General features: G+C 61.3%; 29 protein-coding genes. 1 reads left to right on the top strand and 28 read right to left on the bottom strand.

The window, feature by feature from the left end:
- Nucleotides 1-9 precede the first annotated feature (9 nt).
- Entirely contained in the window at nucleotides 10-2,124 is a 2,115-nt protein-coding gene (gene flhA / locus PSH76_RS07125; protein ID WP_169856175.1) for a flagellar biosynthesis protein FlhA, read from the bottom strand.
- A 554-nt stretch (nucleotides 2,125-2,678) separates the two neighbouring features.
- Between flhA and PSH76_RS07120 the strand changes: the two genes are divergently transcribed.
- Nucleotides 2,679-2,933: a DUF6124 family protein gene (locus tag PSH76_RS07120; RefSeq protein WP_305493801.1), complete on the top strand. Its 255-nt coding sequence runs from the start codon at nucleotides 2,679-2,681 to the stop codon at nucleotides 2,931-2,933.
- A gap of 60 nt (nucleotides 2,934-2,993) precedes the next feature.
- Here the strand turns inward: PSH76_RS07120 and PSH76_RS07115 are convergent, their stop codons facing one another.
- From PSH76_RS07115 to PSH76_RS06985, 27 genes are all read right to left on the bottom strand, one after another.
- Entirely contained in the window at nucleotides 2,994-3,197 is a 204-nt protein-coding gene (locus tag PSH76_RS07115; protein WP_034136111.1) for a cold-shock protein, read from the bottom strand.
- 17 nt (nucleotides 3,198-3,214) lie between these two features.
- Entirely contained in the window at nucleotides 3,215-3,589 is a 375-nt protein-coding gene (locus tag PSH76_RS07110; RefSeq protein ID WP_305493800.1) for a hypothetical protein, read from the bottom strand.
- A 360-nt stretch (nucleotides 3,590-3,949) separates the two neighbouring features.
- Nucleotides 3,950-5,086 (bottom strand): flagellar biosynthesis protein FlhB, encoded by a 1,137-nt coding sequence (gene flhB / locus PSH76_RS07105; protein ID WP_032895955.1) that lies wholly within the window; start codon nucleotides 5,084-5,086, stop codon nucleotides 3,950-3,952.
- Between the two features lie 3 nt (nucleotides 5,087-5,089).
- Complete coding sequence (gene fliR, locus PSH76_RS07100) at nucleotides 5,090-5,875, bottom strand: flagellar biosynthetic protein FliR (protein WP_138762465.1); 786 nt, start codon at nucleotides 5,873-5,875, stop codon at nucleotides 5,090-5,092.
- 4 nt (nucleotides 5,876-5,879) lie between these two features.
- Nucleotides 5,880-6,149, bottom strand: coding sequence for a flagellar biosynthesis protein FliQ (gene fliQ / locus PSH76_RS07095; RefSeq protein WP_003192936.1), 270 nt, complete (start codon nucleotides 6,147-6,149; stop codon nucleotides 5,880-5,882).
- 4 nt (nucleotides 6,150-6,153) lie between these two features.
- Nucleotides 6,154-6,897: a flagellar type III secretion system pore protein FliP gene (gene fliP / locus PSH76_RS07090; protein ID WP_003192937.1), complete on the bottom strand. Its 744-nt coding sequence runs from the start codon at nucleotides 6,895-6,897 to the stop codon at nucleotides 6,154-6,156.
- The gene (gene fliO, locus PSH76_RS07085; RefSeq protein WP_044274977.1) at nucleotides 6,897-7,331 is read right to left on the bottom strand and encodes a flagellar biosynthetic protein FliO; all 435 of its coding nucleotides are present in this window, start codon (nucleotides 7,329-7,331) and stop codon (nucleotides 6,897-6,899) included. The genes fliP and fliO overlap by 1 nt, the downstream gene beginning before the upstream one ends.
- 1 nt (nucleotide 7,332) lies before the next feature.
- Nucleotides 7,333-7,800: a flagellar motor switch protein FliN gene (gene fliN, locus PSH76_RS07080; RefSeq protein ID WP_003192941.1), complete on the bottom strand. Its 468-nt coding sequence runs from the start codon at nucleotides 7,798-7,800 to the stop codon at nucleotides 7,333-7,335.
- A 43-nt stretch (nucleotides 7,801-7,843) separates the two neighbouring features.
- A complete protein-coding gene (gene fliM / locus PSH76_RS07075; RefSeq protein WP_014719344.1) occupies nucleotides 7,844-8,812 on the bottom strand; it encodes a flagellar motor switch protein FliM in 969 nt (322 codons plus the stop codon).
- Between the two features lie 9 nt (nucleotides 8,813-8,821).
- The gene (gene fliL, locus PSH76_RS07070) at nucleotides 8,822-9,322 is read right to left on the bottom strand and encodes a flagellar basal body-associated protein FliL (protein WP_032895951.1); all 501 of its coding nucleotides are present in this window, start codon (nucleotides 9,320-9,322) and stop codon (nucleotides 8,822-8,824) included.
- 221 nt (nucleotides 9,323-9,543) lie between these two features.
- Nucleotides 9,544-10,827: a flagellar hook-length control protein FliK gene (locus PSH76_RS07065; protein ID WP_305493799.1), complete on the bottom strand. Its 1,284-nt coding sequence runs from the start codon at nucleotides 10,825-10,827 to the stop codon at nucleotides 9,544-9,546.
- A gap of 160 nt (nucleotides 10,828-10,987) precedes the next feature.
- Nucleotides 10,988-11,344, bottom strand: a complete 357-nt coding sequence (locus tag PSH76_RS07060; protein WP_138762467.1) for an Hpt domain-containing protein — start codon at nucleotides 11,342-11,344, stop codon at nucleotides 10,988-10,990.
- 30 nt (nucleotides 11,345-11,374) lie between these two features.
- Nucleotides 11,375-13,093 carry a fused response regulator/phosphatase gene (locus tag PSH76_RS07055; RefSeq protein ID WP_305493798.1) on the bottom strand — a complete coding sequence of 573 codons (1,719 nt, stop codon included), beginning with the start codon at nucleotides 13,091-13,093 and terminating at the stop codon, nucleotides 11,375-11,377.
- Nucleotides 13,090-13,395 (bottom strand): STAS domain-containing protein, encoded by a 306-nt coding sequence (locus PSH76_RS07050; protein WP_032895947.1) that lies wholly within the window; start codon nucleotides 13,393-13,395, stop codon nucleotides 13,090-13,092. The genes PSH76_RS07055 and PSH76_RS07050 overlap by 4 nt, the downstream gene beginning before the upstream one ends.
- A gap of 510 nt (nucleotides 13,396-13,905) precedes the next feature.
- On the bottom strand, nucleotides 13,906-14,355 hold the full coding sequence (gene fliJ, locus PSH76_RS07045) for a flagellar export protein FliJ (RefSeq protein ID WP_032895946.1): 450 nt from the start codon (nucleotides 14,353-14,355) through the stop codon (nucleotides 13,906-13,908).
- A gap of 3 nt (nucleotides 14,356-14,358) precedes the next feature.
- Nucleotides 14,359-15,717 (bottom strand): flagellar protein export ATPase FliI, encoded by a 1,359-nt coding sequence (fliI, locus tag PSH76_RS07040; RefSeq protein WP_138762469.1) that lies wholly within the window; start codon nucleotides 15,715-15,717, stop codon nucleotides 14,359-14,361.
- The gene (fliH, locus tag PSH76_RS07035) at nucleotides 15,707-16,471 is read right to left on the bottom strand and encodes a flagellar assembly protein FliH (RefSeq protein WP_138762470.1); all 765 of its coding nucleotides are present in this window, start codon (nucleotides 16,469-16,471) and stop codon (nucleotides 15,707-15,709) included. The genes fliI and fliH overlap by 11 nt, the downstream gene beginning before the upstream one ends.
- Before the next feature lie 10 nt (nucleotides 16,472-16,481).
- Nucleotides 16,482-17,498, bottom strand: coding sequence for a flagellar motor switch protein FliG (gene fliG, locus PSH76_RS07030; protein ID WP_003192957.1), 1,017 nt, complete (start codon nucleotides 17,496-17,498; stop codon nucleotides 16,482-16,484).
- Nucleotides 17,491-19,266: a flagellar basal-body MS-ring/collar protein FliF gene (gene fliF, locus PSH76_RS07025; protein ID WP_032895944.1), complete on the bottom strand. Its 1,776-nt coding sequence runs from the start codon at nucleotides 19,264-19,266 to the stop codon at nucleotides 17,491-17,493. Before fliF ends, fliG begins: the two co-directional genes overlap by 8 nt.
- A gap of 16 nt (nucleotides 19,267-19,282) precedes the next feature.
- On the bottom strand, nucleotides 19,283-19,612 hold the full coding sequence (fliE, locus tag PSH76_RS07020) for a flagellar hook-basal body complex protein FliE (RefSeq protein ID WP_003192959.1): 330 nt from the start codon (nucleotides 19,610-19,612) through the stop codon (nucleotides 19,283-19,285).
- Nucleotides 19,613-19,894: 282 nt separating this feature from the next.
- Nucleotides 19,895-21,271 carry a sigma-54 dependent transcriptional regulator gene (locus PSH76_RS07015; protein WP_098952638.1) on the bottom strand — a complete coding sequence of 459 codons (1,377 nt, stop codon included), beginning with the start codon at nucleotides 21,269-21,271 and terminating at the stop codon, nucleotides 19,895-19,897.
- A 7-nt stretch (nucleotides 21,272-21,278) separates the two neighbouring features.
- Nucleotides 21,279-22,490 carry a PAS domain-containing sensor histidine kinase gene (locus PSH76_RS07010; RefSeq protein ID WP_032895943.1) on the bottom strand — a complete coding sequence of 404 codons (1,212 nt, stop codon included), beginning with the start codon at nucleotides 22,488-22,490 and terminating at the stop codon, nucleotides 21,279-21,281.
- A 110-nt stretch (nucleotides 22,491-22,600) separates the two neighbouring features.
- Entirely contained in the window at nucleotides 22,601-24,073 is a 1,473-nt protein-coding gene (locus tag PSH76_RS07005) for a sigma-54 dependent transcriptional regulator (protein ID WP_032895942.1), read from the bottom strand.
- Nucleotides 24,074-24,242: 169 nt separating this feature from the next.
- Nucleotides 24,243-24,539, bottom strand: a complete 297-nt coding sequence (locus PSH76_RS07000; RefSeq protein ID WP_003192968.1) for a hypothetical protein — start codon at nucleotides 24,537-24,539, stop codon at nucleotides 24,243-24,245.
- A 25-nt stretch (nucleotides 24,540-24,564) separates the two neighbouring features.
- Nucleotides 24,565-24,954 carry a flagellar export chaperone FliS gene (gene fliS / locus PSH76_RS06995; RefSeq protein WP_014719355.1) on the bottom strand — a complete coding sequence of 130 codons (390 nt, stop codon included), beginning with the start codon at nucleotides 24,952-24,954 and terminating at the stop codon, nucleotides 24,565-24,567.
- A 128-nt stretch (nucleotides 24,955-25,082) separates the two neighbouring features.
- Nucleotides 25,083-26,450: a flagellar filament capping protein FliD gene (gene fliD, locus PSH76_RS06990; protein ID WP_305493797.1), complete on the bottom strand. Its 1,368-nt coding sequence runs from the start codon at nucleotides 26,448-26,450 to the stop codon at nucleotides 25,083-25,085.
- 82 nt (nucleotides 26,451-26,532) lie between these two features.
- Entirely contained in the window at nucleotides 26,533-26,880 is a 348-nt protein-coding gene (locus tag PSH76_RS06985; RefSeq protein ID WP_014719357.1) for a flagellar protein FlaG, read from the bottom strand.
- Nucleotides 26,881-26,916: the final 36 nt, after the last annotated feature.

The raw sequence follows: 26,916 nt of genomic DNA, 5'->3' as shown, positions 1-26,916 counted from the left end.
CCCACTACCTCAGCCATTGGGCCCAACTGTCGCGACGATAGTCACTTGCTTATTGTCAGGAATTTCCTGGTAAGCCAACACGTGCAAATTCGGTACAGCCAGGCGTCCAAACCGCGACAACATCGCGCGAACCGGGCCGGCCACCAGCAGGATCACCGGGTTGCCTTGCATTTCCTGGCGCTGTGCGGCGTCGATCAACGAACGCTGCAGCTTTTCAGCCATGCTTGGCTCCAGTAAAACGCCCTCTTCCTGGCCTTGCCCTGCCTTCTGAATACTATTGAGCAATATTTGTTCCAACCTGGGTTCCAGGGTGATCACAGGCAGCTCAGACTCAGTCCCTACAATGCTTTGCACGATTGCGCGGGACACGCCGACACGCACCGCCGCCACCAGAGCGGCAGTATCTTGACTCTTGGCGGCATTGTTGGCGATGGCCTCGGCAATGCTGCGAATGTCGCGCACGGGCACCTGTTCGGCCAACAGCGCTTGCAGCACCTTGAGCAACTGCGACAGCGACAGCACGCCCGGCACCAGTTCTTCGGCCAGTTTTGGCGACGATTTGGCCAGCAAGCCCATCAATTGCTGGACTTCCTCGTGGCCGATCAACTCGTGGGAGTGCTTGTAGAGAATCTGGTTGAGGTGCGTGGCGACCACGGTACTGGCATCCACCACGGTGTAACCCAGGGACTGCGCCTGGCTGCGCTGGCTCACTTCGATCCACACCGCTTCCAGGCCGAAAGCCGGATCTTTGGCGGTGATGCCGTTGAGCGTACCGAACACTTGGCCCGGGTTGATCGCCAGTTCGCGGTCCGGGTAGATCTCGGCTTCGGCCAAAATCACTCCCATCAGCGTCAGGCGATAGGCGCTGGGGGCCAGGTCGAGGTTGTCGCGGATATGCACGGTGGGCATCAGGAAGCCCAAGTCCTGGGACAGCTTCTTGCGCACGCCCTTGATCCGCGCCAGCAGTTGCCCACCCTGGTTGCGGTCGACCAGTGGGATCAGGCGGTAGCCGACTTCCAGGCCAATCATGTCGATGGGCGTGACGTCGTCCCAGCCCAGCTCCTTGGTTTCCTGGGCACGGGCCGGAGATGGCAGCAGCTCCTGTTGACGGGCGATTTCCTGCTCGGCCTGGACCTTGACCTGGTTCTGCTTCTTCCAGAACAGGTACGCCGCCCCCCCCGCCAGGGCCGCCATGCTCAGGAACGAGAAGTGCGGCATGCCCGGCACGATACCCATGATCGCCATGATGCCCGCCGCCACGGCCAGGGCCTTGGGCGAAGCGAACATCTGCCGGCTGATCTGCTTGCCCATGTCTTCGGAGCCCGAAGCACGGGTAACCATGATGGCCGCCGCTGTGGATAACAACAGTGATGGCAATTGCGCCACTAAACCGTCACCGATGGTCAGCAAGGCGTACACCTTGCCAGCATCGCCGAACGTCATGCCGTGCTGGAACATACCGACGGCCACACCGCCGATCAGGTTGATGAACAGAATCAACAGACCGGCGATGGCGTCACCGCGCACGAACTTGCTGGCGCCGTCCATGGAGCCATAGAACTCGGCTTCCTGAGCAACTTCGGCCCGGCGCGACTTGGCCTGGTTCTGGTCGATCAGGCCAGCGTTAAGGTCGGCGTCGATGGCCATTTGTTTGCCAGGCATGGCATCCAGGGTAAACCGCGCACTCACCTCGGAAATCCGCCCGGCGCCCTTGGTCACCACGACGAAGTTGATGATCATCAGGATCGCGAACACCACGATACCAACCACGTAGTTACCGCCGATCACCACCTCACCGAACGCCTGGATCACCTTACCGGCGGCGGCGTGGCCGTCCTGGCCGTGGAGCATCACCACCCGCGTGGAAGCAACGTTCAAGGCCAGGCGCAGCAGGGTCGCCACCAACAGAATGGTGGGGAATACCGCAAAATCCAGTGGTCGCAAGGCGTACACGCACACCAGCAACACGACGACGGACAGGGCAATGTTGAAGGTAAAGAACACGTCGAGCAGGAACGGCGGCATCGGCAACATCATCATTGCCAGCATCACCAGCAACAACAACGGCACACCCAGATTGCCCCGCGACAGATCAGTCAGGGTGCCACGGGCCGTGTTGAGCATTTGAGAGCGATCTACCACCGGTATTCCTCGGGTCCTTGAAGCAAAGTTTTGACGCTGGAGGGCGACTTGGAGGCGGGGTTGCAAGAAGCCTTCCAACTTTGCTTTTGGAGTGATCGTCGGGTGGTAACCGATTCGAGTGTGGGAGCTGGCTTGCCTGCGATAGCTGACTCACAGCCAATATCCCGGTGACTGACACACCGCAATCGCAGGCAAGCCAACTCCCACATTTGGATCTGTGTGCCGTCGGTACCGCTGAGGATATTTCTGACAAGGATTTGGGGTTGCCCCTAGGAAATCTGATCTCTAGTCTCCGTACACCGCTGCAAATGCAGCGGACGGGCGTCGCGGCCCGGTTTACCACCGAACAAAAGCACCATCTCCCTTTCAGTAAGCGGTTTTTTATCGTCTACTGTGCGGCGCTATGGCGGCTGTACGCGGGATACCTTCGGGTATGCCGGGTTCCTTGGTAACCGGTCCGCGAACCCGCGTACAGCTGCCACCCTCCATCGCGTCGCGGCGATCAGTGGCAGCTCCACCTTTACCGAGGCGTCACAATGATCAAACCCACCCCAAATCCCCCCATCCGGCTGTTTACCGTAGCCGACGGCATCAGCAGCGAAGACCTGTTGGTCAACCTCAGTGAAACACTCGCTTCGGCCAACGCCTTGAGCTGCGACCTGGCCTTTGACCTGGAAGGTTCGAAACGAGAGGAATTGCTCGGCGTTGCGCAGTTGATCGAACTGGCGCAGTTATTGGCTGATCGCCTGCACCTTGGCAGCGGAATGACGGACACCGCAAACAGCGGATAACGCGGTCCCCTCGATCGTTCCCACGCTCCGCGTGGGAACGATCAAGCGGTTATTCCGTTTCTAAACTGGCCGTATATTTTCAGCCTGTGGGCCTTTTGGACCTTGTGTGAGGTCATACTCTACTTTTTGGTTCTCTTCCAAAGATCGAAACCCACTCGACGCAATTGCCGAGTGATGGGCGAACACGTCCGCCCCTCCATCCTCCGGGGTAATAAAACCAAACCCCTTCTCCGTGCTAAACCACTTCACAGTACCCGTTGCCATTGCCGCTCTCCTTACCCTTACTCAGAACCCAATCCACCTCGATCATGCCCCCTGACGGGCACCGCATAGATGCCCTTGGGCCGATGGACCATTTTAAACCTCAGACGCTTACCCACCGACAGCGCGGTGCAGCGCCAATCCTTGCGATTGATAAATACCTCTTCTGTCCCCTCATCCAATTCGACCAGCCAATCGCCCCTGATCCAGTCGTAGGATTTGACAGTCCCTTTGACCTCGCTCAATCCCGCTCTCCCTGCATCTCGTTGACTACATACGCGCAGTGTTTGGTTCATCCATAAAACAACGGGGAAACGAGCTTTGGCTACTGTCAGAGTTGACAGGTAGACGCGAGCTGCCGATGGGTGGTAGCGGTGGAACAGCAAGCGATTCATGCATCCGATGATTTCTTGCGTTTGCGGGGTTTTCGCAGCTTGGGAGGATTGGGTGGCAGGTCACTGCATTGCGTGCCTGCCGATTGGACGGCAACCGGGTTGCCATCACGATCCCGGGCAATAAAGCCGATGCCTTTGACCGCATCAAACCACCTGACCGTACCCCTATCCATCACCGCCTCCCGAGTCGTGCAGGGCTGCACGTCTCATCGCTGTATCAAACAGTGAAGGCGGCGTATTGGCTACTGTCAAAGTTGACAGGTTGTAGGAGCGAGCTTGCTCGCGAAGGTGGTAAAGATAACGCGGGGAGTCAGGATGAACGCGGCGACGGTGAGTTTTTCGCGAGCAAGCTCGCTCCTACTAGGAATCGCGGCGCAGGTCCGGCGGGATCGGCAGGTCTTTGAGCGGATCAGGCCGCTTGCCCTTGCCGGCGCGGTATTGGCGAATCTGGTAAACGTAGGCCAACACCTGGGCAACGGCCAGGTACAAGCCGGCCGGAATTTCCTGGTCCAGGTCGGTAGAGTAGAAAATCGAGCGCGCCAATGCTGGCGACTCCAGCAGCAGAATGTCGTTGGCCACGGCGATTTCGCGGATTTTCAACGCGGTAAAGTCGCTGCCCTTGGCCAGCAACATCGGCGCACCACCCTTCTCGGGGTCGTACTTGAGGGCCACGGCGTAGTGGGTCGGGTTGGTGATGATCACATCGGCGTCGGGCACCGAGGCCATCATCTTGCGCTGGGACATTTCCCGCTGCAGCTGGCGGATGCGTTGCTTGACCTCGGGGCGGCCTTCCTGGTCCTTGTGCTCGTCGCGCACTTCCTGCTTGGTCATCAGCAGTTTCTTGTGGCTTTCCCACAGTTGAATCGGCGCATCCACGGCGGCGATCAGGATCAGCCCGGCCGCCATCCACAACGCACTCCAGCCCACTACCTGCACGCTGTGGATGATCGCGGACTCCAGCGGCTCATGGGCGATGCGCAGCAAATCGTCGATGTCGGACGACAACACCGCCAAGGCCACGAACAGAATCAGGAAAAACTTGGCCAGGGCCTTGAGCAATTCCACCAGGGCCTTGACCGAAAACATGCGCTTGAGCCCCGCCCCGGGGTTCATGCGGCTGAACTTGGGCGCCATGCTGCCCGCAGCAAACAGCCAGCCGCCCAGGGCCACCGGGCCGATCAGCGCGGCCAGCAGCAAGGTGATCAGGATCGGCTGCACCGCCAGCAGCGCGATTTTGCCCGAGTGCAGCAGGTATTGGGCCATGGCGTCGGGGTTGAGCAACACGTCGCGCGGCAGGCTGAAGTTGTGTTTCATCATCTCCAGCAGGTCCAGCGCCAGACCACCGCCGTAGATCAGCAAGGCGCCTGCGCCGGCGATCATGGTGGCGAAGGTGTTGAGCTCTTTGGAGCGGGCGATCTCGCCCTTTTCCCTGGAGTCCTTTTTACGTTTCTCCGTGGGGTCTTCTGTTTTGTCCTGACCACTCTCGCTCTCGGCCATGGCTCAGCGCGCCCGTGCCAGATCACGTAAGAACTGCAAGGCTTCGCTCGCCAGCGGTTGATACTGATTGAGAATGTCAGCCAGGCCGACCCAGAAAATCCCCATGCCCAACACCAGGGTCAAGGGAAAACCAATCGAGAAGATGTTCAGTTGCGGCGCCGCACGGGTCATCACGCCAAACGCGATATTGACCACCAGCAGCGCGGTGATCGCCGGCAGCACCAGCAACAGCGCTGCACCCAACACCCAACCCAGGCGCCCCACCAGCTCCCAGAAATGGTTGACCACCAACCCCGAGCCCACCGGCAAGGTGGCGAAGCTTTCGGTCAAGACTTCGAACGCCACCAGGTGACCGTTCATGGCCAGAAACAGCAAGGTCACCAGCATGGTCAGAAACTGCCCGATCACCGCCGCCGACACCCCGTTGGTGGGGTCGACCATGGACGCGAAGCCCATGCCCATCTGGATCGAAATGATTTGCCCGGCGATCACAAACGCCTGGAAGAACAACGTGAGGGAAAACCCCAGCATGGCGCCGATCAGGATCTGTTCGGCAATCAGCAGCAAGGCGCTCAGGTCGAGGGCGTTCACCGGCGGCATCGGCGGCAGGCCAGGCACGATCACCACGGTGATCGCCACGGCAAAATACAGGCGCACGCGACGCGGTACCAGGGTGGTGCCGAACACCGGCATGGCCATCAGCATGGCCGTGACGCGAAACAGCGGCAGGATGAACGAGGCCACCCAGGTACTGATCTGGGTGTCGGTCAAGGCCAGCAAGGATTGCATCGGCTCAGCCGATCAACTGCGGAATACTGCCGTACAACTGCAGGATGTATTCCATGAAGGTTTGCACCAGCCACGGGCCGGCGACAATCAGGGTCACCAGCATCACCAGCAGGCGCGGCAGGAAGCTCAAGGTCTGTTCGTTGATCTGAGTGGCGGCCTGGAACATCGCCACCAGCAGGCCGACCAACAGGCTCGGCACCACCAGCACGGCGACCATCAGGGTGGTCAGCCACAGCGCTTCACGGAACAGGTCGACGGCGACTTCTGGGGTCATGGCGCTATACCCCTCCGAAACTGCCGGCCAGGGTGCCGATAATCAGCGCCCAGCCGTCCACCAGCACAAACAGCATGATCTTGAACGGCAACGAGATGATCAACGGCGACAGCATCATCATACCCATGGCCATCAGCACGCTCGCCACCACCAGGTCGATGATCAGGAACGGGATGAAGATCATGAAGCCGATCTGGAACGCGGTCTTCAATTCAGAAGTGACAAACGCCGGTACCAGGATGGTCAGCGGTGCCTGGTCTGGGGTAGCGATGTCGGTGCGCTTGGACAGGCGCATGAACAGCTCAAGGTCGCTGGAGCGGGTTTGCGACAGCATGAAGTCCTTGATCGGGCCCTGGGCCTTGTCGATCGCATCCTGGGCCGTGAGCTTTTCCGCCAGGTAAGGTTGCAGGGCTTGCTGGTTCACCTTGTCGAACACCGGTGCCATGATGAACAGCGTCAAAAACAACGCCATGCCGGTGAGGATCTGGTTCGACGGCGTCTGCTGCAGCCCCAGGGCCTGACGCAGGATCGAGAAGACGATGATGATCCGCGTAAAGCTGGTCATCAGCATGACGAACGCCGGGATAAAACTCAGCGCCGTCATGATCAGCAGGATCTGCAGGCTGACCGAATATTCCTGCGCGCCCGCCGCGTTGGTGCCCAGGGTAATCGCCGGGATCGACAACGGGTCGGCGCCCAGGGCCATCGGCGCGGCCAACAACAGCATGAGCGTCAACAAAACGCGCATTACTTCTTATCCTTCTGATCCTTGCCCAGCAATTCCATCAGGCGCTGGGCGAATTCTGGCGTGGCGGCTTCGGTCTTGACCGCATCCACCGGGGTCTTGAGTACATGCAGCGGGGTGATACGGCCAGGGGTGATGCCAAGCAGGATCTGCTCCTCGCCCACCTGCACCAGCACCAACCGATCACGCGGGCCGAGAGCGCGCGAGCCCACCAGCTCGATCACCTGGCCGTTGCCCGGGCCGATGCGCTGTACGCGGCGCATCAGCCAGGCCAGCACAAAGATCAGGCCGATCACCAGCAACAGGCCCAGCACCAGTTGCGTCAACTGCCCGCCGACGCTGCCGACCGCAGGTGCCGTGACTGCCTGCGCCACCGGTTCAGCCGCCAGGGCGCTCAATGGCAGCGCCAGCAACAGTCCCGCCATCGCGTACTTCATCTCAGCGCAACTTCTTGATGCGTTCGCTCGGGCTGATCACGTCAGTCAGGCGGATGCCGAACTTCTCGTTGACCACCACCACCTCGCCATGGGCAATCAGGGTGCCGTTGACCAGCACGTCCAACGGCTCGCCGGCCAGGCGGTCCAGTTCGATCACCGAGCCCTGGTTAAGCTGCAAGAGGTTGCGGATGTTGATTTCGGTGCTGCCCACTTCCATGGAAATCGACACCGGGATGTCGAGGATCACATCCAGGTTCGGGCCATCAAGGCTCACCGGATCGTTGTTCTTCGGCACACTGCCGAATTCTTCCATGGCCAGGCGGTTGCCGGCCGGCGCGGTGGCGGCGTCGGCGGCCAGCAGCGCGTCGATGTCGTCCTGGCCGACATCGCCGGTTTCTTCCAGGGCCGCAGCCCACTCGTCAGCCAGGGCCTGGTCTTCGGCGGAAGTGTTTTCGTGTTCGGTAGCCATTACATGTCCTCGGCGCAGCAAACAATCATGAATTAGGGTTGAATCAGCGGCGGTTGATCGGCTCAACCACTTGCAGCGCCAGGTTGCCCTTGTGGGAACCGAGCTTGACCTTGAATGACGGCACGCCGTTGGCGCGCATGATCAACTCTTCCGGCAAGTCGACGGGGATGATGTCCCCAGGCGCCATGTGCAAAATGTCCCGCAGGCGCAACTGGCGGCGGGCCACGGTGGCGCTCAGCGGCACGTCGACGTCCAGCAGGTCTTCGCGCAGGGCCTTGACCCAGCGTTCGTCCTGGTCGTCGAGGTCGGACTGGAAACCGGCATCGAGCATCTCGCGCACCGGCTCGATCATCGAATACGGCATGGTCACGTGCAGGTCGCCGCCACCGCCATCGAGTTCGATGTGGAAGGTCGACACCACAATGGCTTCGCTGGGGCCGACGATGTTGGCCATGGCCGGGTTCACTTCCGAGTTGATGTACTCGAAATTGACTTCCATGATCGCCTGCCAGGCTTCCTTCAAGTCGATGAAGGCCTGCTCCAGCACCATGCGCACCACGCGCAGTTCGGTGGGGGTGAATTCACGCCCTTCGATCTTGGCGTGACGGCCGTCGCCACCGAAGAAGTTGTCCACCAGCTTGAACACCAGTTTGGCGTCGAGGATGAACAGCGCGGTGCCGCGCAACGGCTTGATCTTGACCAGGTTGAGGCTGGTGGGCACGTACAGCGAGTGTACGTATTCACCGAACTTCATCACCTGCACACCGCCCACGGCCACGTCCGCCGAGCGGCGCAGCATGTTGAACATGCTGATGCGGGTGTAGCGGGCAAAACGTTCGTTGATCATCTCCAGGGTCGGCATGCGTCCCCGCACGATGCGATCCTGGCTGGTCAGGTCGTAACTTTTGACGCTGCCGGGTTCGGCAGCCATTTCGGTCTGTACCAGACCATCGTCCACGCCATGCAACAGCGCGTCGATTTCATCCTGGGACAGCAGGTCTTGCACGGCCATGTCGTGATCCTACTGCAATACGAAGTTAGTGAAGAGCGCCTGCTCGACCACGACTTTGCCGAGTTCTTTCTGGGCCACTTCCTGCACGCTGGCAGTGACCTTCTGGCGCAGCATTTCCTGGCCGACCGGAGTGGCCAGGCTGTCGAAGCTCTGCCCGGAGAACAGCATCACCAGGTTGTTGCGGATCACCGGCATATGCACCTTGAGGGCATCGAGGTCCGCCTGGTTGCGCGCCAGCAAGGTGATGCTCACCTGCAGGTAGCGTTGGCGACCATTCTGGTTGTAGTTGGCGACAAAGGCCGGAAGCATCTGCTCGAAGATTGCCGGTTGCTTGACGTTAGTGGCGGTTTCGGCAGCGGGCGCCGGTTTGCTCGCACTGCTGTGCATGATGTACCAGGTGCCGCCCACCGAGGCACCGATGGCCAGGAGCAGGCCCAGCACAATCAACAGGATCAGCTTGAGCTTGCCTTTACCTGCGGGGGGAGTTGCTGCGTCGTCGCTCTTCGCCATGCCAATAATCCGTCACTATTCGGGGATTCGTAGATCTATGGCAAGGCAAGAGCAAGTGTTATGCCAGAGTTGGCTGGTAATGAGGGAAGAGCGAACACCACAAAACAAATGTGGGAGCGGGCTTGCTCGCGAATGCGGTGTATCAGTCACACATATACTGACTGACACTCTGCATTCGCGAGCAAGCCCGCTCCCACATTCAGGCCTGTACAGCCCTCAAGTCAGGCGTAGTAGTCGACCGCGCTGGAGCCGATCACGCTCTGGCTCACGGGCGCTGCCACTTCGGCCACATCCACAGGGCCACCGGCGTCGCCGTTGTCAGCACGCCTGCCGCTGCCACTGATGCCCCGCGCCTGGCTCTGCTGTTGCTGCTGGTCCTGCCCCCGCGATTGGTCGGAGACATTCACATCCACCTGCCCCATGCCCTGCTGGGCAAACATCTCCCGCAAGCGCCCCGACTGGCTCTCCAGCGCTTCACGCACCACCGCATGGCCGCTGATGAAGTTGACCTGGGCTTGCTGGTCCGCCGTCATGTTGACCTTGATATCCAAACGCCCCAGCTCAGCGGGCTGCAACTGAATCTCGGCCGACTTGAGGTTGGCGCTGGACAGGTACATCACGCGGTTGACCACCTCTTCGGTCCAGCCGCTCTGGTGCATGGCCAGGGGCGCATTGGTGACGGGCGGCAAGGCATTCGCGGTTTTCGGCGTGGCCGCCTGGGTCAGCGCGGCCAGGCGGTTGGCGAAGTCATCTACGCGGGTGTCGCTGCTGGCGTTCTTGAGGTCCTTGAGGCCGTCATCGATCAGCGCGCCGAAGGCCTTGTCACCGCCTTGGTCGGTACTGTCCTTGGTGGCTTGCTGGTCAACCATGCTGGCCAGGCCAGCGGCAAAGTTCTGCGCGGCGGTCGGTTGGTCCTGAGTGGTGGGCGCGGCTTTCTGCGGCGCCTGGCTGCTGGCCGAGACGTGACCGCCCTGCTCCATCGCCAGGCGCACGGCCGGCATCGAATCCAGCGGGTCGGCCTCGGGGTCGAAGGCCGGCTGCTTGGGCTCCTCGGTCACCGCGATGAGCGGCAGGGCCTGGTCATCTTCGGCAGCGACGGCAGGCGCTTGTACGGGCACAGGGACCGCCACCGGCGTCACGGCTGCAACCAGCGCCGGGTCGGCCACTGGTTGCTGCGCCAGGGACGGGTCGGCCGGTGGCTCGCCTTCACTGTCTGCGCTGTCATCGCTCTTGGCCGGCTTGGCAGGCAAGGGATTGCCGCTATCGGCAACCGCTGGCGCGCTGGCGGCAGGTTTATCGCTGGCGTCAGGCGCTTTGTCGCGCACGGGTTTGGCTGGCGCGTCGTCGCTCTTGGCCTGCGGCTTGGCAGCTTGCTTGGCAAACACTTGAGCGAAGCCAGGGCCCTTTTCCCGCGGGGCCGCAGGCGCTACCGCAGGCGTGGCGGCCGGCGCTTGAGGCTTGGCTGCGGTGGCAGCCTGAAGGAGCGAATTGGGGGCGACTGGCATAAGTAAGGGTCTCCACTGCATGGGGTCGGAAATGCAGTCTGTGGAGGTATAGCAAGAGTCGGGCCAGGTTTACAAAATGCCTGGACATATCCGATTCAATGTAGGAGCGAGCTTGCTCGCGAAAAGCTCACAGGCGCCGCATTCATCCAGGAAGCACGCGTTATCGTTGACGTTTTTCGCGAGCAAGCTCGCTCCTACATTCATACAGTGGCTTGACCAGCGCGAACTCATGATCAATCTGATCAACCAGAGCACCTAGATCAGAGGCCGCCTCGACGGCCTCGGTCTCCAGCAGCTCACACAATCGGGCCAAACGCACCGCCCCAAGATTGCCGCTGCTGCCTTTGAAACTGTGGGCAATCCGTCCCAACGTTTTCGCGTCGCCCCCAGCCTTGCGCAGTGCTGCGACGCGCTTTTGCGAGTCCTCGATAAAGGTGTCGAGCAACGTCGGGTACTCGCTCTCCATCACTTCCTGCAAGTCCGACAACACCTCGGGGTCCAAATGAATCTCAGCCACTTGCTCGCTCCTTGATCAAGAATCGGCGGATTATGCCAGAGCCTCCCAACAAAACTCCACGCAGACACTGCGCCCGCCATCGGACCAGCCTACAGCGCTGCTCAGTTGACGCACCAGGCTAAGACCCCGACCAGACAGACGGTCGATGTCCACGGGGCGTGCCAGCTCCTGCTCCACATCAAAACCCTGCCCGCTGTCTTCCAGACGCAAGGTCAGTTTGCCGCCCTTGTCGGTGGGTACCACCTGCACATGCACGCGCACATAACCGCTGTCCAACTGTGCCAGCCGCTCATGGCGCTGGTGATAATACTGCGCAAACCCCTGGGCATCGCGCTTGAGCCGTGAGTCCAAGCCCAGCACGCCATGCTCCAGCGCGTTGGAATACAACTCGGCCATCACGCTGTAAAGCGCCCCGCTCTGCTCACGCAGGCCGTGGATCTCCAATAGCAGTTGCAGCAGGTACGGCAGCGGGTTGTAGGCTCTAAGGGTCTGGGCGCGAAATTCGAAACTCACCGACCAATCCAGTGGGCACGACTGGCCGCTGTCGGCATACATCGGTTCGGCCGCCCGCAAGGGCTGGCCCGCCTGCAAGGTGATCTCGACCATGCTGACGTCATCGCGCGCCTGGCCGCGAAAGGCCGCCAGAGCCTGCTCGATGTCCTCGAACAGGCGGTCAGGCTCGCGGTTGGCGGCGAACACCTGCTGCAAGCGCTCGGCGCCGAACAGTTGATCGTTGGCGTCAGCGGTGTCCAGCACGCCGTCGGAGAGCAAAAACACCCGGTCGCCCAACGCCATGGGCCAGACCTCGGTGCTGTCATCGAACGCCTCTGCCGACAACACCCCCAGGGGCAGGTGCCGCGACATCAACGGCGTGCGCCTGCCGGTGGCGACTTCATGCACATAGCCTTCGGGCATGCCGCCGTTCCACACTTCCACCGCCCGCCGCTGGGCGCTCAGGCACAGCAAGGTGGCGCAGCAGAACATGTCCACCGGCAGGATGCGCTTGAGCTTGGCGTTCATTTCCCGCAGGGTCTGCGTGAGGCCGTAGCCCTTGGCGGTCATGCCGTAGAACACTTCGGCCAGGGGCATGGCGCCGATGGCGGCCGGCAAGCCATGGCCGGTGAAATCACCGAGCAGCACGTGCATATCGCCGGACGGCGTGTAGGCCGCCAGCAACAAGTCACCGTTGAACAACGCATAAGGCGATTGCAGGTAGCGAATATTCGGCGCGGCGTTGATACAACCGGAATGGGCGACCTTATCGAACACCGCCTTGGCCGCCCGCTGTTCATGCATCAGGTGTTCGTGGTGTTTGGCGATCAGGTCACGCTGCTGCAAAACCGTGGCCTGCAGGCGGCGCAGGCGGTCCATGGCGTTGATCTTCGCCGCCAGGATCAAGGGGTTATAGGGTTTGGGCAGAAAGTCATCGCCGCCGGCGTCCAGGCACTGGGCCAGGGCTTCGCTTTCGCGCAGCGAGGTGAGGAAGATGATCGGCACCAGCGCCTCGCCCGCCAGTTGTTTGATCTGCCGTGCGGCCTCAAAGCCGTCCATCACCGGCATCAGCGCGTCCATCAACACCAACTGCGGGCGCTCGCGGGCAAACACCTCAATCGCTTCGGCACCATTGCTCACCGTCAGCACCTGGTGGCCCTGGCGACGGATGATGCTCGCCAGCAACAGGCGGTCGGCGGCGCTGTCTTCGGCGATCAGGATGGTCAGCGCTTCAAGAACAGGGGCCAAGGCGCTCAACTGATGTCGAACAGCTTGTCGAAGTTGGAGATGGCGAGGATCTTGCGCACGTCGGAGTTGCTGTTCGTCACGCGGACCTCGGCGTCATCACCGCCGGCATGATCCCGTAGCAACAGCAGCATGCCGAGGGCTGAACTGTCCATGTAGGTGGCATCCTTGAGGTCGACGATATAGGTCTCGGGGACCTTGTAGAAACGCTCGTACGCATCCCGAAACGCCTGGTGGCTGCCGAAATCGAACCGGCCCCTGATTGCGATCGTCAACTTCTTCCCATCCAGGGATACTTCTGACTCGACTGACATGTGACTGCTTCCTTGTCATTGCACTAGACACAAGGCGTAGCAGCTGAAGAGCATCTGAGCAACACAGTGGATCAACTGTGGGAGCGGGCTTGCTCGCGAAGGCGGCCTAACAGTCAACACAGTTGGACCGGGTACATATCCGTTATTTAGGTAACGGCCACTTAGGGTTCCGCTCTGACAGCGGCTCACTTTTGAAAAGAGCCCAAAAGTAAGCAAAAGGCTCTTGCCCCACCACTCGGCACCTCGCTTGGGCTCGGTGTGCCCGTAATCCGCCAGTGATTTGGGGGGCCGCCGCCACGCGCCATCCATGGCGCGGGGCGGCTAAACCGGCATCCCTGCCGGTTTACCCCCCAAATCACTGTCGAATTACGGCCAGCGTGGTTTGATGGGGCGCCTAAGATCAAGATCAAAAGCAGATCAAGAGCGGCTCGCTTCGCATCGTGGTTACCGGTGAGCGCTACGGAGTCGTGTAGATACCTATGCCCATCGCAGGCAAGCCAGCTCCCACACTTAGAACTGTTCTGGGCGGGGAAGGCGCTGGGAGAGTTCATCGAGCAGTTTTTGCTCGCGCTTGTCTTCGATGGCTCGCGCTTCGTCGATGTAGCGCTGCACCAGTTTGCGCAACCCCTCAACCCGGGCAAACGCCGCTTGCCAGGCCTCGCGGGCTTTGTCGAGGTTGGCCTCGTGCCAGGCCAGGCTTTGGCGTTGTTGGCCGACGGCGGTTTCAAGCTGGTTGAGAAAGCCCTGGTACCCCATCAGCCACTGGCCGGACACGCCCTGGCTGCCGCGCTCGATCCACTGTTGCTGGTACTCGCCACGAAAACGCTCCAGGTCGCCCAGCTTGCTTTGGGCCAAACGCACCTGGCCCTGGAAGTAGCCAAGGCGCTGTACGGCGGCTTTCTCGGCCTTTTCGGCCATGTCCACCACCGGGGCCAAGCGTGCGGCGCGGCTGTTGGCCATGGCTTAGCCGCCCGGCGCCGGGGCGAAGATGGACTGCAAGTGCGACTGGCTTTCGCCCATGGTGATCTTGTCGTTGAGGCCTTGGCGCAGGTAGGTCACCAGTTGCGGCTGCAAGGCGATGGCCAGGTCGGTGTCGCGGTCGCCACCGGCCACATAGGCACCGACGCTGATCAGGTCACGGCTTTGCTGGTAGCGCGACCACAACTGCTTGAACTGCTGCGCACGGGCCATATGCTCCGGCGTGACCACCGCCGGCATCACCCGGCTGATGGACGCTTCGATGTCGATGGCCGGGTAATGCCCCTCTTCGGCCAAACGCCGCGACAGCACGATGTGGCCGTCGAGCACGCCCCGCGCCGAGTCGGCAATCGGGTCCTGTTGGTCGTCGCCTTCGGACAACACCGTGTAGAACGCGGTGATCGAGCCGCCGCCGGCTTCGGCATTACCGGCACGCTCCACCAGCTTGGGCAGCTTGGCAAATACCGATGGCGGGTAACCCTTGGTCGCGGGCGGCTCGCCGATGGCCAGGGCGATCTCGCGCTGGGCCTGGGCGAAACGCGTGAGCGAGTCCATCAGCAACAGGACGTTCTTGCCCTTGTCGCGAAAATATTCGGCGATGCGTGTGCAGTACATCGCCGCACGCAAGCGCATCAGCGGTGCATCGTCTGCCGGAGAAGCGACGACAACAGAACGCTTGAGCCCTTCTTCACCGAGGCTGTGCTCGATGAACTCCTTCACTTCGCGGCCCCGCTCGCCGATCAGCCCCACCACGATGATGTCGGCCTCGGTAAAGCGCGTCATCATGCCCAGCAACACCGACTTACCCACGCCGGTACCGGCGAACAGGCCCAGGCGCTGGCCGCGACCGACCGTCAATAAACCGTTGATGCTGCGAATACCCACATCCAGTGGCACGCTGATGGGGTTGCGCTTGAGCGGGTTGATGGTGGGGCCGTCCATCGGCACCCAGTCTTCGGCCTTCATGCCGCCCTTGCCGTCCAGCGCACGGCCGGCGCCATCGAGTACGCGGCCCAGCATGCTCATGCCCATGGGCAGGCGGCCAGTGTCGGCCAGTGGCACCACGCGGGCGCCGGGGGCAATGCCGGCGAGGCTGCCGACCGGCATCAGGAAAATCTTGCTGCCCGAAAAGCCCATCACCTCGGCTTCGACTTGCACCGGGTGGTAACTGTTGTCGTTGATCACCAGGCAGCGGCTGCCCATGGCGGCGCGCAGGCCCTCGGCTTCGAGGGTCAGGCCGACCATACGCAACAGGCGCCCTTCGAGGATCGGCTGGCCGGGCAACTCGGTGACCTCGGCGTAGCTGCCCAGGCGCTTGGCGAAGCTGGTGCGGTCAAGACGCATCGGTGGCGTCCAGGTCAACGCTCAGGTCCGGCTCAGCGGGGTGCAGGGCCTGTTCATGCAGTTGATCGAACAGCTTGGCCATTATCTGGCTGATGCGGGTTTCCACCGTTGCATCGATGCGGCTGTGTTCGGTCTCGACGCGGCAACCGCCGGGCTGCAACGAAGCATCTTCGACGATGCGCCAGGTTTCTTCATGGCGCTCGCGCAGGGCTTTGACCTGTTCGAAATCCTGGGGGTTGATGTACAGCCGCACATTGCCGACGCCCAGGGGCAGCAGCTTGAGGGCTTCACGCATCACCGCTTCGATCTGGCTGGAATCAAGCACCAGTTCGCGCTGGATCACCTGGCGCGCGATGTGCTGCACCAGGCCGACCATGGATTTTTCCAGCTGTGAGTCCTGTTCGGCGATAGGGTCGAACAGGTTGCCCATCAGGCGCTCCAGGCTGCCCAACTTGGAGGCCAGCGCCGCCTCGGCTTCCTGGCGAACCTTGAGGGTGGTGCTGCGAAAACCGTCTTTTTCCCCCGCGGCAAAACCTTCGTTGTAGGCCTCCTGGCGGATGGTTTCCAACTCTTCGAGGGTCAGTGGCTGGACTTCATCCAGCGGCACTTCTTCCATTTCCGCTGGAGGTTCCTCCACCGGTTCAGGCTCGGGCTCCGGCACATGGGGGTCGAAGCTGGGCAGCGACCAGATGTCGAAACCGCCGACATCCCGCGCGCGAATCAGATCGCTGGGCGCCTCATCTTTATTCGACATGCAAGGCGCCTTAGATCATTTCTTCGCCGCCCTTCCCGCCGAGAACGATTTCTCCGGCTTCGGCCATACGGCGGGCAATGGTGAGGATTTCCTTCTGGGCGGTTTCCACGTCGCTGACGCGTACCGGGCCCTTGGCTTCCAGGTCGTCGCGCAACAGCTCCGAGGCGCGCTTGGACATGTTCTTGAAAATCTTTTCTTTGACGTTTTCGTCCGAGCCCTTGAGCGCCAGCACCAGCACGTCCGAGGACACTTCGCGCAGCAGCGCCTGGATGCCACGGTCGTCGACATCGGCCAGGTTGTTGAACACGAACATCAGGTCTTCGATCTGGCCGGACAGGGTGTCGTCGATCTCGCGGATCGAGTCCATCAACTGGCCTTCCACCGAGCTGTCGAGGAAGTTCATGATGTCGGCCGCGCGCTTGATGCCACCCAGGGTGGTGCGCGAGGCGTTGGAATTGCCGGAGAACTGCTTCTCCAGAATGGTGTTGAGTTCTTTGAGCGCCGCCGGCTGCACGGTGTTGAGCGACGACACGCGCAGGATGATGTCCAGGCGCACTTTATGGTCGAAGTGGCCGAGCACTTCACCGGCCTGGTCCGGGTCGAGGTAGGCCACCACGATCGCCTGGATCTGCGGGTGCTCGTAGCGGATCACGTCGGCCACTGCGCGCGGTTCCATCCACTTGAGGCTGTCCAGGCCGCTGGTGTTGCCACCTAGCAGGATGCGGTCGATCAGGCCGTTGGCCTTGTCTTCGCCCAGGGCCGAGGTGAGCATCTTGCGAATGTAGCTGTCGGAGCCGACGCCCAGGCTGGTCTGGTCGCCGACGATCTCGACGAACTCACTCATCACCTGCTCGACTTGCTCGCGGTGCACATTGCGCATCTGCGCCATGGCCACGCCCACTCGCTGGACCTCTTTAGGGCCCATGTGGCGCAGCACTTGGGCAGCGTCGGTTTCACCCAGGGACAGCAGCAGCACGGCGGCTTTGTCGACCCGGGACAGCTTGGCCACAGCGGCTCGATCATTCATCTGCGTTAATCCACTCTTTCACGACCTGAGCCACACGGCCCGGGTCTTCTGCCACCAGACTCTTGATTGCGTTCAACTGAGCGTCATAGCCTTCGCTCGGGCTTGGCAACAGAATGCTTTGCGGGCCGCCGAGGCTGACGCGGTCGTTGGCCAGTTCGCCGTCCAGGCCGCCCATGCCACCCAACTCGACGTCGCCACCGGCCAGTGCCAGTTGCTTCTTGCTGCCGCCGGTGATGTTGTTGAGCACCGGGCGCAATACGCCAAACACCAGCACCAGGATGAACAACACCCCGAGCACTTGCTTGACGATGTCCCAGAACCACGGCTGGGTGTAGAACGCAGGGTCAGCGATGACTTCACCGCGCTCGGCGGAGAACGGCATGTTGATCACGCTGACGCTGTCACCACGACTGGCATCGAAGCCAACGGCGTCCTGCACCAGGCGGGTGAAACGCGCCAGCTCGTCAGCCGTCCACGGCGCACGGGTCACCGCGCCGTCTGCTGGGTTGACCTTGACTTGGTCATCGACCACCACCGACACCGACAGGCGATTGATCTTGCCCTGTTGCTGCTTGGTGTGGCTGATGGAACGGTCGAGCTCGAAGTTCTTGGTGGACTGGTTACGCTTGTCCGCAGGGTACGGCGCAAGCATCGGCTGGCCGGTGGCCGGGTCCATGATCTGCTGGCCGTTGGCGTCCAGCAGCGGCTGGCCAGGCTGGATCGCACCAGCGGTAGCGGCGGCGCCACCGGTGGTCTGCGGTGCCGAGGCCGGCGCAGGCGGCTGGTTGCTCAGGGCGCCCGGCACACCTTGGGGGCCATTGCTGGCGGTGCGTTGTTCGCTGGTGGACTGCTCGCTGCGCAGGGCCGGTTGGTCGGGGTTGAACTGCTCGGAGGTGGATTCGACGGCGCTGAAATCCACGTCGGCCGACACTTCAGCCTTGTAGCGGTCGTTGCCCAATACCGGCTGCAGAATGTTATGCACGCGCTGGGTGAGCATGCTCTCCATGCGGCGGCTGTAGTCGAACTGCTTGCCGGCCTGGGTCAGCGCAGAGTTTTCGGCCATGTCGGACAGCAGGTTGCCCTTCTGGTCCACCACGGTGATTTGCGACTTGCTCAATTCGGGAACACTGGTTGCCACCAGGTTGACGATCGCCAGTACCTGGCCAGGCTCCAGGGAGCGGCCGGCAAACAGTTCGACCAACACCGAGGCGCTGGGCTTGCGTTCGTCACGCACGAACACCGAGCTTTTCGGAATCGCCAGGTGCACACGGGCAGCCTTGACGTTATTCAGGCTGGAGATGGTGCGCGCCAGTTCGCCTTCCAGGCCACGACGGTAGCGGGTGGCTTCCATGAACTGGCTGGTGCCCAGGCCCTGGTCTTTGTCGAGGATTTCAAAACCGATATTGCTGTCGGACGGCGCCACGCCAGCAGCGGCCAGTTTCATCCGTGCGCGGGCCACGTCATCGGCCTTGACCAGCAAGGCGCCGGAGTTGGGCTCCACGGTGTAGGCGATGTCGGCGGCGGCGAGGGTTTCCATGATCTGCTTGGAATCCATGCCCGACAGGCTGCCGTACAGGGGGCGGTAATCGGGTTGCTGCGACCACAGCACCACGGCAAAACCAATCGCCACGCTGGCTGCCAGGCCCACCATCAGACCCACCTGACGCAGCATGGTCATTTCCGAGAGGTTTTCCAGGAACGACAGGCCAAACAACGGCGGTTTGCCGTCGGCCTTGGCGGGGAGGTTGTCGGAGAGTGCTTCAGCCATGACTTAAATCTCGTCCTTAAACCGGCATCTGCATGATGTCTTGATACGCCTGAACCAGCTTGTTACGCACTTGGGTCAAGGCCTGGAAGGACACGCTGGCCTTTTGCGAGGCGACCATCACATCGGTGAGGTCCACGCCGCTTTTACCGATCTCGAAAGCCGTCGCCAACTGGCTGGACGCCTGCTGGGTATCACTGACTTTATTGATTGCCTGACCGAGCATGTCGGCAAAATTGCTTTGGCCCAATTCCGGCGCTGGCGCGACGGATTTCGGTTGAGCCATGGCATCCATTTGCATGGCGCGCATATCCAACATCAACCGATTGAACTCAATACCCTGGCTCATGACCTTCTCTCTCCGACGACCTGCAATTTTTTGACACTACGCAGCGGTTACCAGGGGTGGTAGCAACAAGGGTGCCAGCTCTGGAGCAACTCGTAAGAAAAGGCGACAAAGCTTGTCAAACTTGTTACCGCAGATTTTTTGGCCCTTCTTACCGCACGTTTTTCTGTAGGAGCGAGCTTGCTCGCGAAAAACGTCAACGATAACGCGTGCTTCCAGGATGCCCGCGGCGCCTATGGGTTCTTCGCGAGCAAGCTCGCTCCTACACACGGGATTGGCGCGAGGTCAGGTGGCGAAAAGATAGGCTTCCACGTCCATCCCGGCGTCGCGCATCTGCGCCAGCTTGTAGCGCAAGGTGCGCGGGCTGATGCCCAGGCGCTCGGCCGCTTCTTTGCGGCGGCCGCGTTCGGCGCGCAGGGTGTCGATGATCATCTGGAATTCGCGGCGGCGCAGGTCATCGCCCAGGGCGCCGGCCGATTCCGCCTCGGCGACCACGGGAGCCGGGGCCAGGCTCGGCAGCGGCGCAGCCCCATTGCCCATGGCCAGGCAAAAGTCTTGCGGCTGGATCAAACCGCCCTGCTGCAAAATCAACGCACGCTGTATCGCGTTGTCCAGCTCGCGCACGTTGCCCGGCCATGGGTAACTGACCAGGCAGGCCTGGGCCTCGGGCGATAAGCGCGCCTGGGCATGCTTCATTTTTTTGACGTGGTTGTTCAGCAGGCGCTCGGCCAAGGGGATGATATCCGCCGGGCGCTCGCGCAGTGGGCGCCAGGCCAGGGGGAACACCGACAGCCGGTAGAACAGGTCTTCACGAAAGCGCCCCGCCGCCACTTCGCCCGCCAGGTCGCGGTTGGTGGTGGCGACCACGCGGATATCCAGCTGGATCGGCTTGCGTGCGCCCACGCGCTCCACTTCCCGCTCCTGCAGTACGCGCAGCAACTTGGCTTGCAGGCCCAGGGGCATTTCCGAGATTTCGTCGAGCAGGATGGTGCCGCCGTCGGCCTGTTCGAACTTGCCGGCCTGGGCCGCGATGGCGCCGGTGAACGAGCCCTTTTCATGGCCGAACAAGGTGGCTTCGAGCATGTTGTCGGGGATCGCCGCGCAGTTGATCGCAATGAACGGCTGCTTGGCACGGCCCGATTGCTGGTGGATATACCGCGCCAGCACTTCTTTACCGGTGCCGGACTCGCCGGAAATCAGCACAGTGGAATCACTGCGCGCTACCCGCGCTGCCAGTTCCAGCAATTGCGCGCTGGCCGGCTCAAAGGCAATCGGGCCATCGCCGTCGGCTGCGGGCATCACGCCCAGGGCATGCCGGGCCACCAGCTCGATCAACGCCTTGGGTTCGAACGGCTTGACCAGGTAATCCGCCGCGCCTTGACGCATGGCATCCACCGCCCGCTCCACCGCGCCATGGGCGGTCATCAGCAGCACTGGCAGTTGCGGCTGGCGCACGCGCAGCACGCCGAGCAACTGGTGGCCGTCCATGCCGGGCATATTGACGTCGCTGACCACCAGGCTGAAGGTTTCCTGCTCGACCGCCTCCAAGGCCTCCTCGGCAGAGCCGACCGCACGGTAGTCATGGCCCGCCAACAGCAGCGTGTCTGCCAATGCTTCACGCAGGGCGCGATCGTCTTCCACCAATAAAACCTTGATAGCCATCATCCTCTTACTCCGCGCTTGCCGCGCTGGAAAACAGCGGCAAGGTCATCAATGCACAGGTGCCACGCCCCAGGCGGGAACGCAGCTGCAATTGTCCCTGATGGGCACGGGCCACTGCCTTGACCACGGTCAGGCCCAGGCCAGTGCCGTTGGTCTTGGTGGTAAAAAAGGGTTCGCCCAGGCGTTGCAGCACTTGCGGGGCGATACCGCTGCCGCTGTCGCTGACGCACAGGCGCAGAGTTTGCTCGCGGGTGTACAGGTGCACTTTAAGGCGCGCACCGGGGCCACTGGCCTGGGTGGCGTTTTCGATCAGGTTGAGCAGCGCGCCCACCAGGGTGTCGCGGTTGCACAGCAATTCGCCCTGGTGGCTGTCGCACTGCCAGCGCAGATTGGCCTCCTGCACATGAGTCGCCGCTGCCGCTTGCAGGGACTGCATCAAGCCGGCAGGGGTAACGCGATCGGTCAGCGGCAGTTCGCCGCGGGCAAACACCAGCATGTCGCGCACTTGGTGCTCCAACTCATGCAAGCGCTCCTTGAGGCGTCCGGCAAAGCGTTGGTGGGTGGCCGCCGGTAATTGCTCGTCAGTCAAATGACTGGCGTAGATCAATGCCGCCGACAATGGCGTACGAATCTGATGGGCCAAGGAAGCGACCATCCGCCCCAGGGACGACAGCCGCTCATGGCGGGCCAGTTGATCTTGCAGGTGCCGGGTTTCTGTCAGGTCATTGAGCAGCACAAGCTGGCCAGGCTCAGCGTCCAAGGAACGGGTCGCGATGGACAGCCGGCGCCCGTCCTTGAGGGAGACTTCGTGGCCGTCGTCTTCACGGGGGGCAAAACAGCGGGTGATGACTTCACGCCACAGCTCGCCTTCCAGCGGCAGGCCGAGCAGGTCGCAGGCTGCCGGGTTGGCTTCGCGCACACGGCCCTGGTCGTCGATAACGATTACGCCACCGGGTAACAGGTCCAGCAGGTTTTGCAGGCGGTTGGCCAGGCGTTCTTTCTCGGCCAGCTCTTGCATGCGCTGGGCGCTGACCACCGCCAGTTCGCCTTTAAGCTCGGAAACCCGCGCCTCAAGCAGGCTGTAGGAGTCGGTCAGCTGGCTCGACATCTGGTTGAACTGCGAGAACGCGTGCTCCAGGCCCTGGCGGGTCGGCGGTTCTACAGGCGAAACCAGCCCCTGGATGGCAGGGGCCGAAGATAGTTGGGCGGCGTGGGGCATGATGCTCTCTCGCTTGGCTGACCGTCAGTTAAACGGAACGTTGCGAGGGTTGTAGCAATACCCGTGCCGAAAAAAATCTACCTATAAATCAGGTAGTTGAAAAACAGGCGTCAATCATCCGCCTGTTCATCACCTTCTTTGCGGCTCATACCGTACTTGCGCATCTTCTCCACCAGGGTGGTGCGACGGATGCGCAGGCGCTCGGCGGCGCGGGCCACGATGCCATGGGCATCGTCCAGGGCCTGCTGGATCAACCCTTGTTCCAGGCTGCCGAGGTAGTCCTTCAGATCAAGGCCTTCGGGCGGCAACATCGCGGTGGCGCCGAAGTCCGGGGTATGACCGTTGATCGCCACGCGCTCTTCCATGTCACTGCGCAGGCTGTCCATCTGCTCGTCTTCGTCGTCGACGTAACGGAATTTCTTCGGCAACTCGACCACGCCGATCACCCCGTACGGGTGCATGATCGCCATGCGCTCCACCAGGTTGGCCAGCTCGCGGACGTTGCCCGGCCAGCCGTGGCGGCACAGGGACATGATTGCCGCGGAGTTGAAGCGAATGGAGCCGCGCTTTTCGTGCTCCATGCGCGAGATCAGTTCGTTCATCAGCAACGGGATGTCTTCCACGCGCTCACGCAGCGGGGCCATCTCGATAGGGAATACGTTGAGACGGTAGTACAGGTCTTCGCGGAAGCTGCCGACCTCGATCATGCTTTCGAGGTTCTTGTGGGTGGCGGCAATGATGCGCACGTCCACGCTCTGGGTCTTGTTGCTGCCCACGCGCTCGAAGGTGCGCTCTTGCAACACGCGCAGCAACTTGACCTGCATCGGCAACGGCATGTCGCCGATTTCGTCGAGGAACAGGGTGCCGCCATTGGCCAGCTCAAAGCGCCCGGCACGGCTGGTGATCGCCCCGGTAAAGGCGCCCTTCTCGTGGCCGAACAATTCGCTTTCCAGCAGCTCTGCCGGGATCGCCCCGCAGTTGACCGGTACGAAGGGCCCGTCGCGGCGCTTGGAGTGATAGTGCAGGTTACGCGCGACCACTTCCTTGCCGGTGCCCGACTCGCCGAGGATCAGCACGCTGGCGTCGGTGTCGGCCACTTGCTGCATCATCTGGCGTACGTGCTGGATGGCACGGCTGGTGCCGACGAGGCTGCGAAACAGGTTGGGCTCACGATGACGGCCGCGCTCGCGGGCCTGGTCGTACATCTCGCGATAGACCTGGGCGCGGTGCAGGGAATCGAGCAATTTGCTGTAGCTGGGCGGCATTTCCAGGTTGGACAGCACGCGGCGGCGCTGGTCTTCCGGCAGGTCCACGGAAGAAATATCGCCCATTAGCAACACCGGAAGGAACTCATCCCAGGTAGACAGTGTCTTTAACAGGCCCAGAACTGCGCCAGGAGCGTTTACCGTCCCGATCAATACGCAAATGACTTCACGGCTCGACGACAACGAGCTGACCGCCTGCTGCCAATCGTGGCTGCCGCAGGGTAAATTTTCTTCACCGAGAAAATTTAAAATCACCGCTAAATCGCGGCGGCGGACGCTATCGTCATCGATCAGCAGAATTTTGGTTTCACGCCACATGCAATAGCAACTTCCCTAGTAAAACTTCCTGCCCCGGAATGAGGGCAATCTAGACGTCTGTAAGATTTCTTACCTTCTAGACGTCTGAAATCTGAAAACAGCACTAGTTAAGTCAAAAATGTTGGCACAGTCAAATATATGACGCGCCGTTCGGATTAACTGCGCCCGTTCAACCGAACAGATGGTAAACCTTTGACGCATTTTTCGCTTGGTTGATCTGCGACATCTCTTCGAAAATCGCCTGGCGCTCGCCGGTCGTCACCTCCAGCAACTGCCGATACACCACCAGCAGGCTTTCCAGCTTTTCGCGCAATGCATCCTCATCTACCGGCGCCTCGCTGAGCACCTCATCAATCACCGCCCGGCACCCCAGGTCCAACTCGCCGACAGCTTCCCAGTTGCGCTCAGCCAGCGCGCCGATCAGGGCTTCGCGGGTTTCGTCGATGCGTTGCAGTGCGTGGCTCATGATGTGTACCTCAAGGCAATCGGCCTTATTGTGGAGCGATGGCATCCCAGCCGGTCTTGACGGTGATCAGCAGACGGGCGACTTCGTCGATCATCTCGACATCATTGACTCGGTTGGCCTCGACCAGGCGATTGCCCATGTAGTTATACAAGGCATCCAGACGCTGGATCGCGGCTGGATCTTCGGCTTTCTCCGGCTCCAGGCCATCGCGCAGGCCCGAAATGATTTCGATCGCCTTGCCCAGCATCAGGCCTTTTTGCGCGATGTCCCCGCGACTCAACGCACCCTTGGCCTGCGCCATGCGGTCCAGGCCACCTTCCATCAGCATCTGCACCAGGCGGTGCGGGCTGGCTTCAGAGACCTGAGCGTGGGCATTGACCTTCTGGTACTGGCGAAGGGCTCTCATCGGGTTCATGTTGCTACCTCGTTACTGGCGACAATCGAATAGGTTTGCTTAACCAGTTTTTCGACCACAGCGATAAAAACTTTAATCCAGCACCCTGCGCGAGAGCCCCTGGACAGGGCTCTGGCGCGCACCGCTCATCAGTTCGACTTAGGATTGTTCAGCGAGTTGAGGGTGGTCAGGATGCTGGAGCTGCTGGCGTTGATCTGCGCGATCATGGTGTCCATCGCCGTGTACTTGGCGGTCAGGGACTTCTGCAAGGCATCCATGCGCCGCGTCAGGTCGTCGGTCTCTTTGTTCAAGTCGGTCAACTTGTTATTGAGATCGGTGGCCCGGGTCGCCAGGGTGCCGGTGGTGCCGACGTAGCTGCTGGTCGCCTTGTTCATGCGGGTGATCAAGCCCGAGTCGCCGGTGAACAGCTTGGCGATATCACCAGCGCCCTTGACCACGGCCTTGTCCCAGGTTTTGTCATCCAGGCTCAGCAGGCCGGTTTTCTGGTCGGTGGTGATGCCCATCTGCGCCAGGCTGGTCATCGTGCCCGCGCCGGAGCCGTTGACCAACTCGGAACGCAGGCTGTTCACCAATTGACGCATCGACGCATCGCCGGTCAACGCACCTGCGGTGGTGGTGGAGGCATCACCGGTGGCGGTGACCTTGGTTTGGGTGTTAATCGCCGTCATTAGCGTGTTGTACGCACTGACGAAGGACTGCACCGAGGTTTTTAAGGTGTCGGTGTTGCTGGCCACGGTGATGGTGGTCGGTTTGGTGATGTCTACCGTGTCCAGCAAGTCCAAGGTCACGCCGCTGATCGCGGAGGTGATCTTGTTGCTATTGGATGACATTTCAATGTCATCAATGGAGTATTTGGCGTTGGTCGGCGGCTTGCCTTTGTCGTACCCGGTAGCCAGCTGCGAATCACCGCTGAGGGTGATGTCGGTGCCCTCGCCCATGGTGGTCGAAGTCAGTACCAGCCGCGCGCCATTGGAGTCGCTCAGCACGTTAGCACTGATGCCCTGGGACGAGAGCTGGGTGTTGATGGATTCGCGCACCTGCTGCAACGTCGCGCCACCGGGAATGATCACGTCGTAGCTCTTGCCCGACTGGTTGATGGTCAGCGTCTGGTCTTCGTCCGTGCTGTTGGCCTTGCCTGATGCGCCATCGACATTCACCGCCGTGGTGACTTTCGAAGCCGTCGCCAGGTTAGTGACCTTCAATACGTACTTGCCGCTGGATGCGCCGTCACCCAAGGTAACCTTGGCGTTTTTTTCTTCCGAAGAAGACGCCGCCAGCCCGTTGAAGGCCGAGGCATTGTTCAACTTGGTGATCGCCGCCTGGTAGGCTTCCAACGCCGTCTTGACCGAGCCCACGGCAGACAACTGCACGGTGGCTTTCTTCTGCTCGTTGGTGATCTGAGCCTGCTTGGGCGCCTGCTCGGCACCGACCAGCGCCTTGACGATTGCTTGGGTGTCGTAGCCCGAACCTGGGCCGGAAATCGTTGAACTAGCCATTTGCCATTCTCCTTGTCCTGCAGCGGCCGTTTTTTGGCGCTTATACGCCTAGACCGCAATCAGAAACATGTTTCGTGCCAACTCAAGCCTTGCTATCAAACAACAGGCTGCCGGCATCGCTCAGGTTCTGCGCCAATTTCAGCGCGGTCTCCGATGGAATCTGTCGAATCACTTCACCACTGTCAGTGGCGATCACCTTGACCACTACCTTGCCGGTAGAGTCATCGATGGAAAAATCCAGGTTGCGCTGTGAAGCCTGCACAAACTCACGCATATCGGTCACAGCCTTTTCCAGCGCAACGCGCTGAGGCTCTTCACTTTTGATCGGCTCATTGCTGGCCACAGGCTTGGCCTGGGTCACCACTGCGCCAAGGTTGGCCGGGGCCGTGGCTGCGGGGTAAGACGAGGTCAGCTTGATGCTCATGTCCATGTCACCACCTCCAAACTGAGAAAACGGAAGGGCACG

Origin of the sequence: Pseudomonas sp. FP215, from assembly GCF_030687795.1 — a bacterium.
Classification (GTDB): Bacteria; Pseudomonadota; Gammaproteobacteria; order Pseudomonadales; family Pseudomonadaceae; genus Aquipseudomonas; species Aquipseudomonas salmasensis.
The sequence above is the reverse complement of the archived record's forward strand: the minus strand, read 5'-3'. Positions and strand labels throughout refer to the sequence as shown.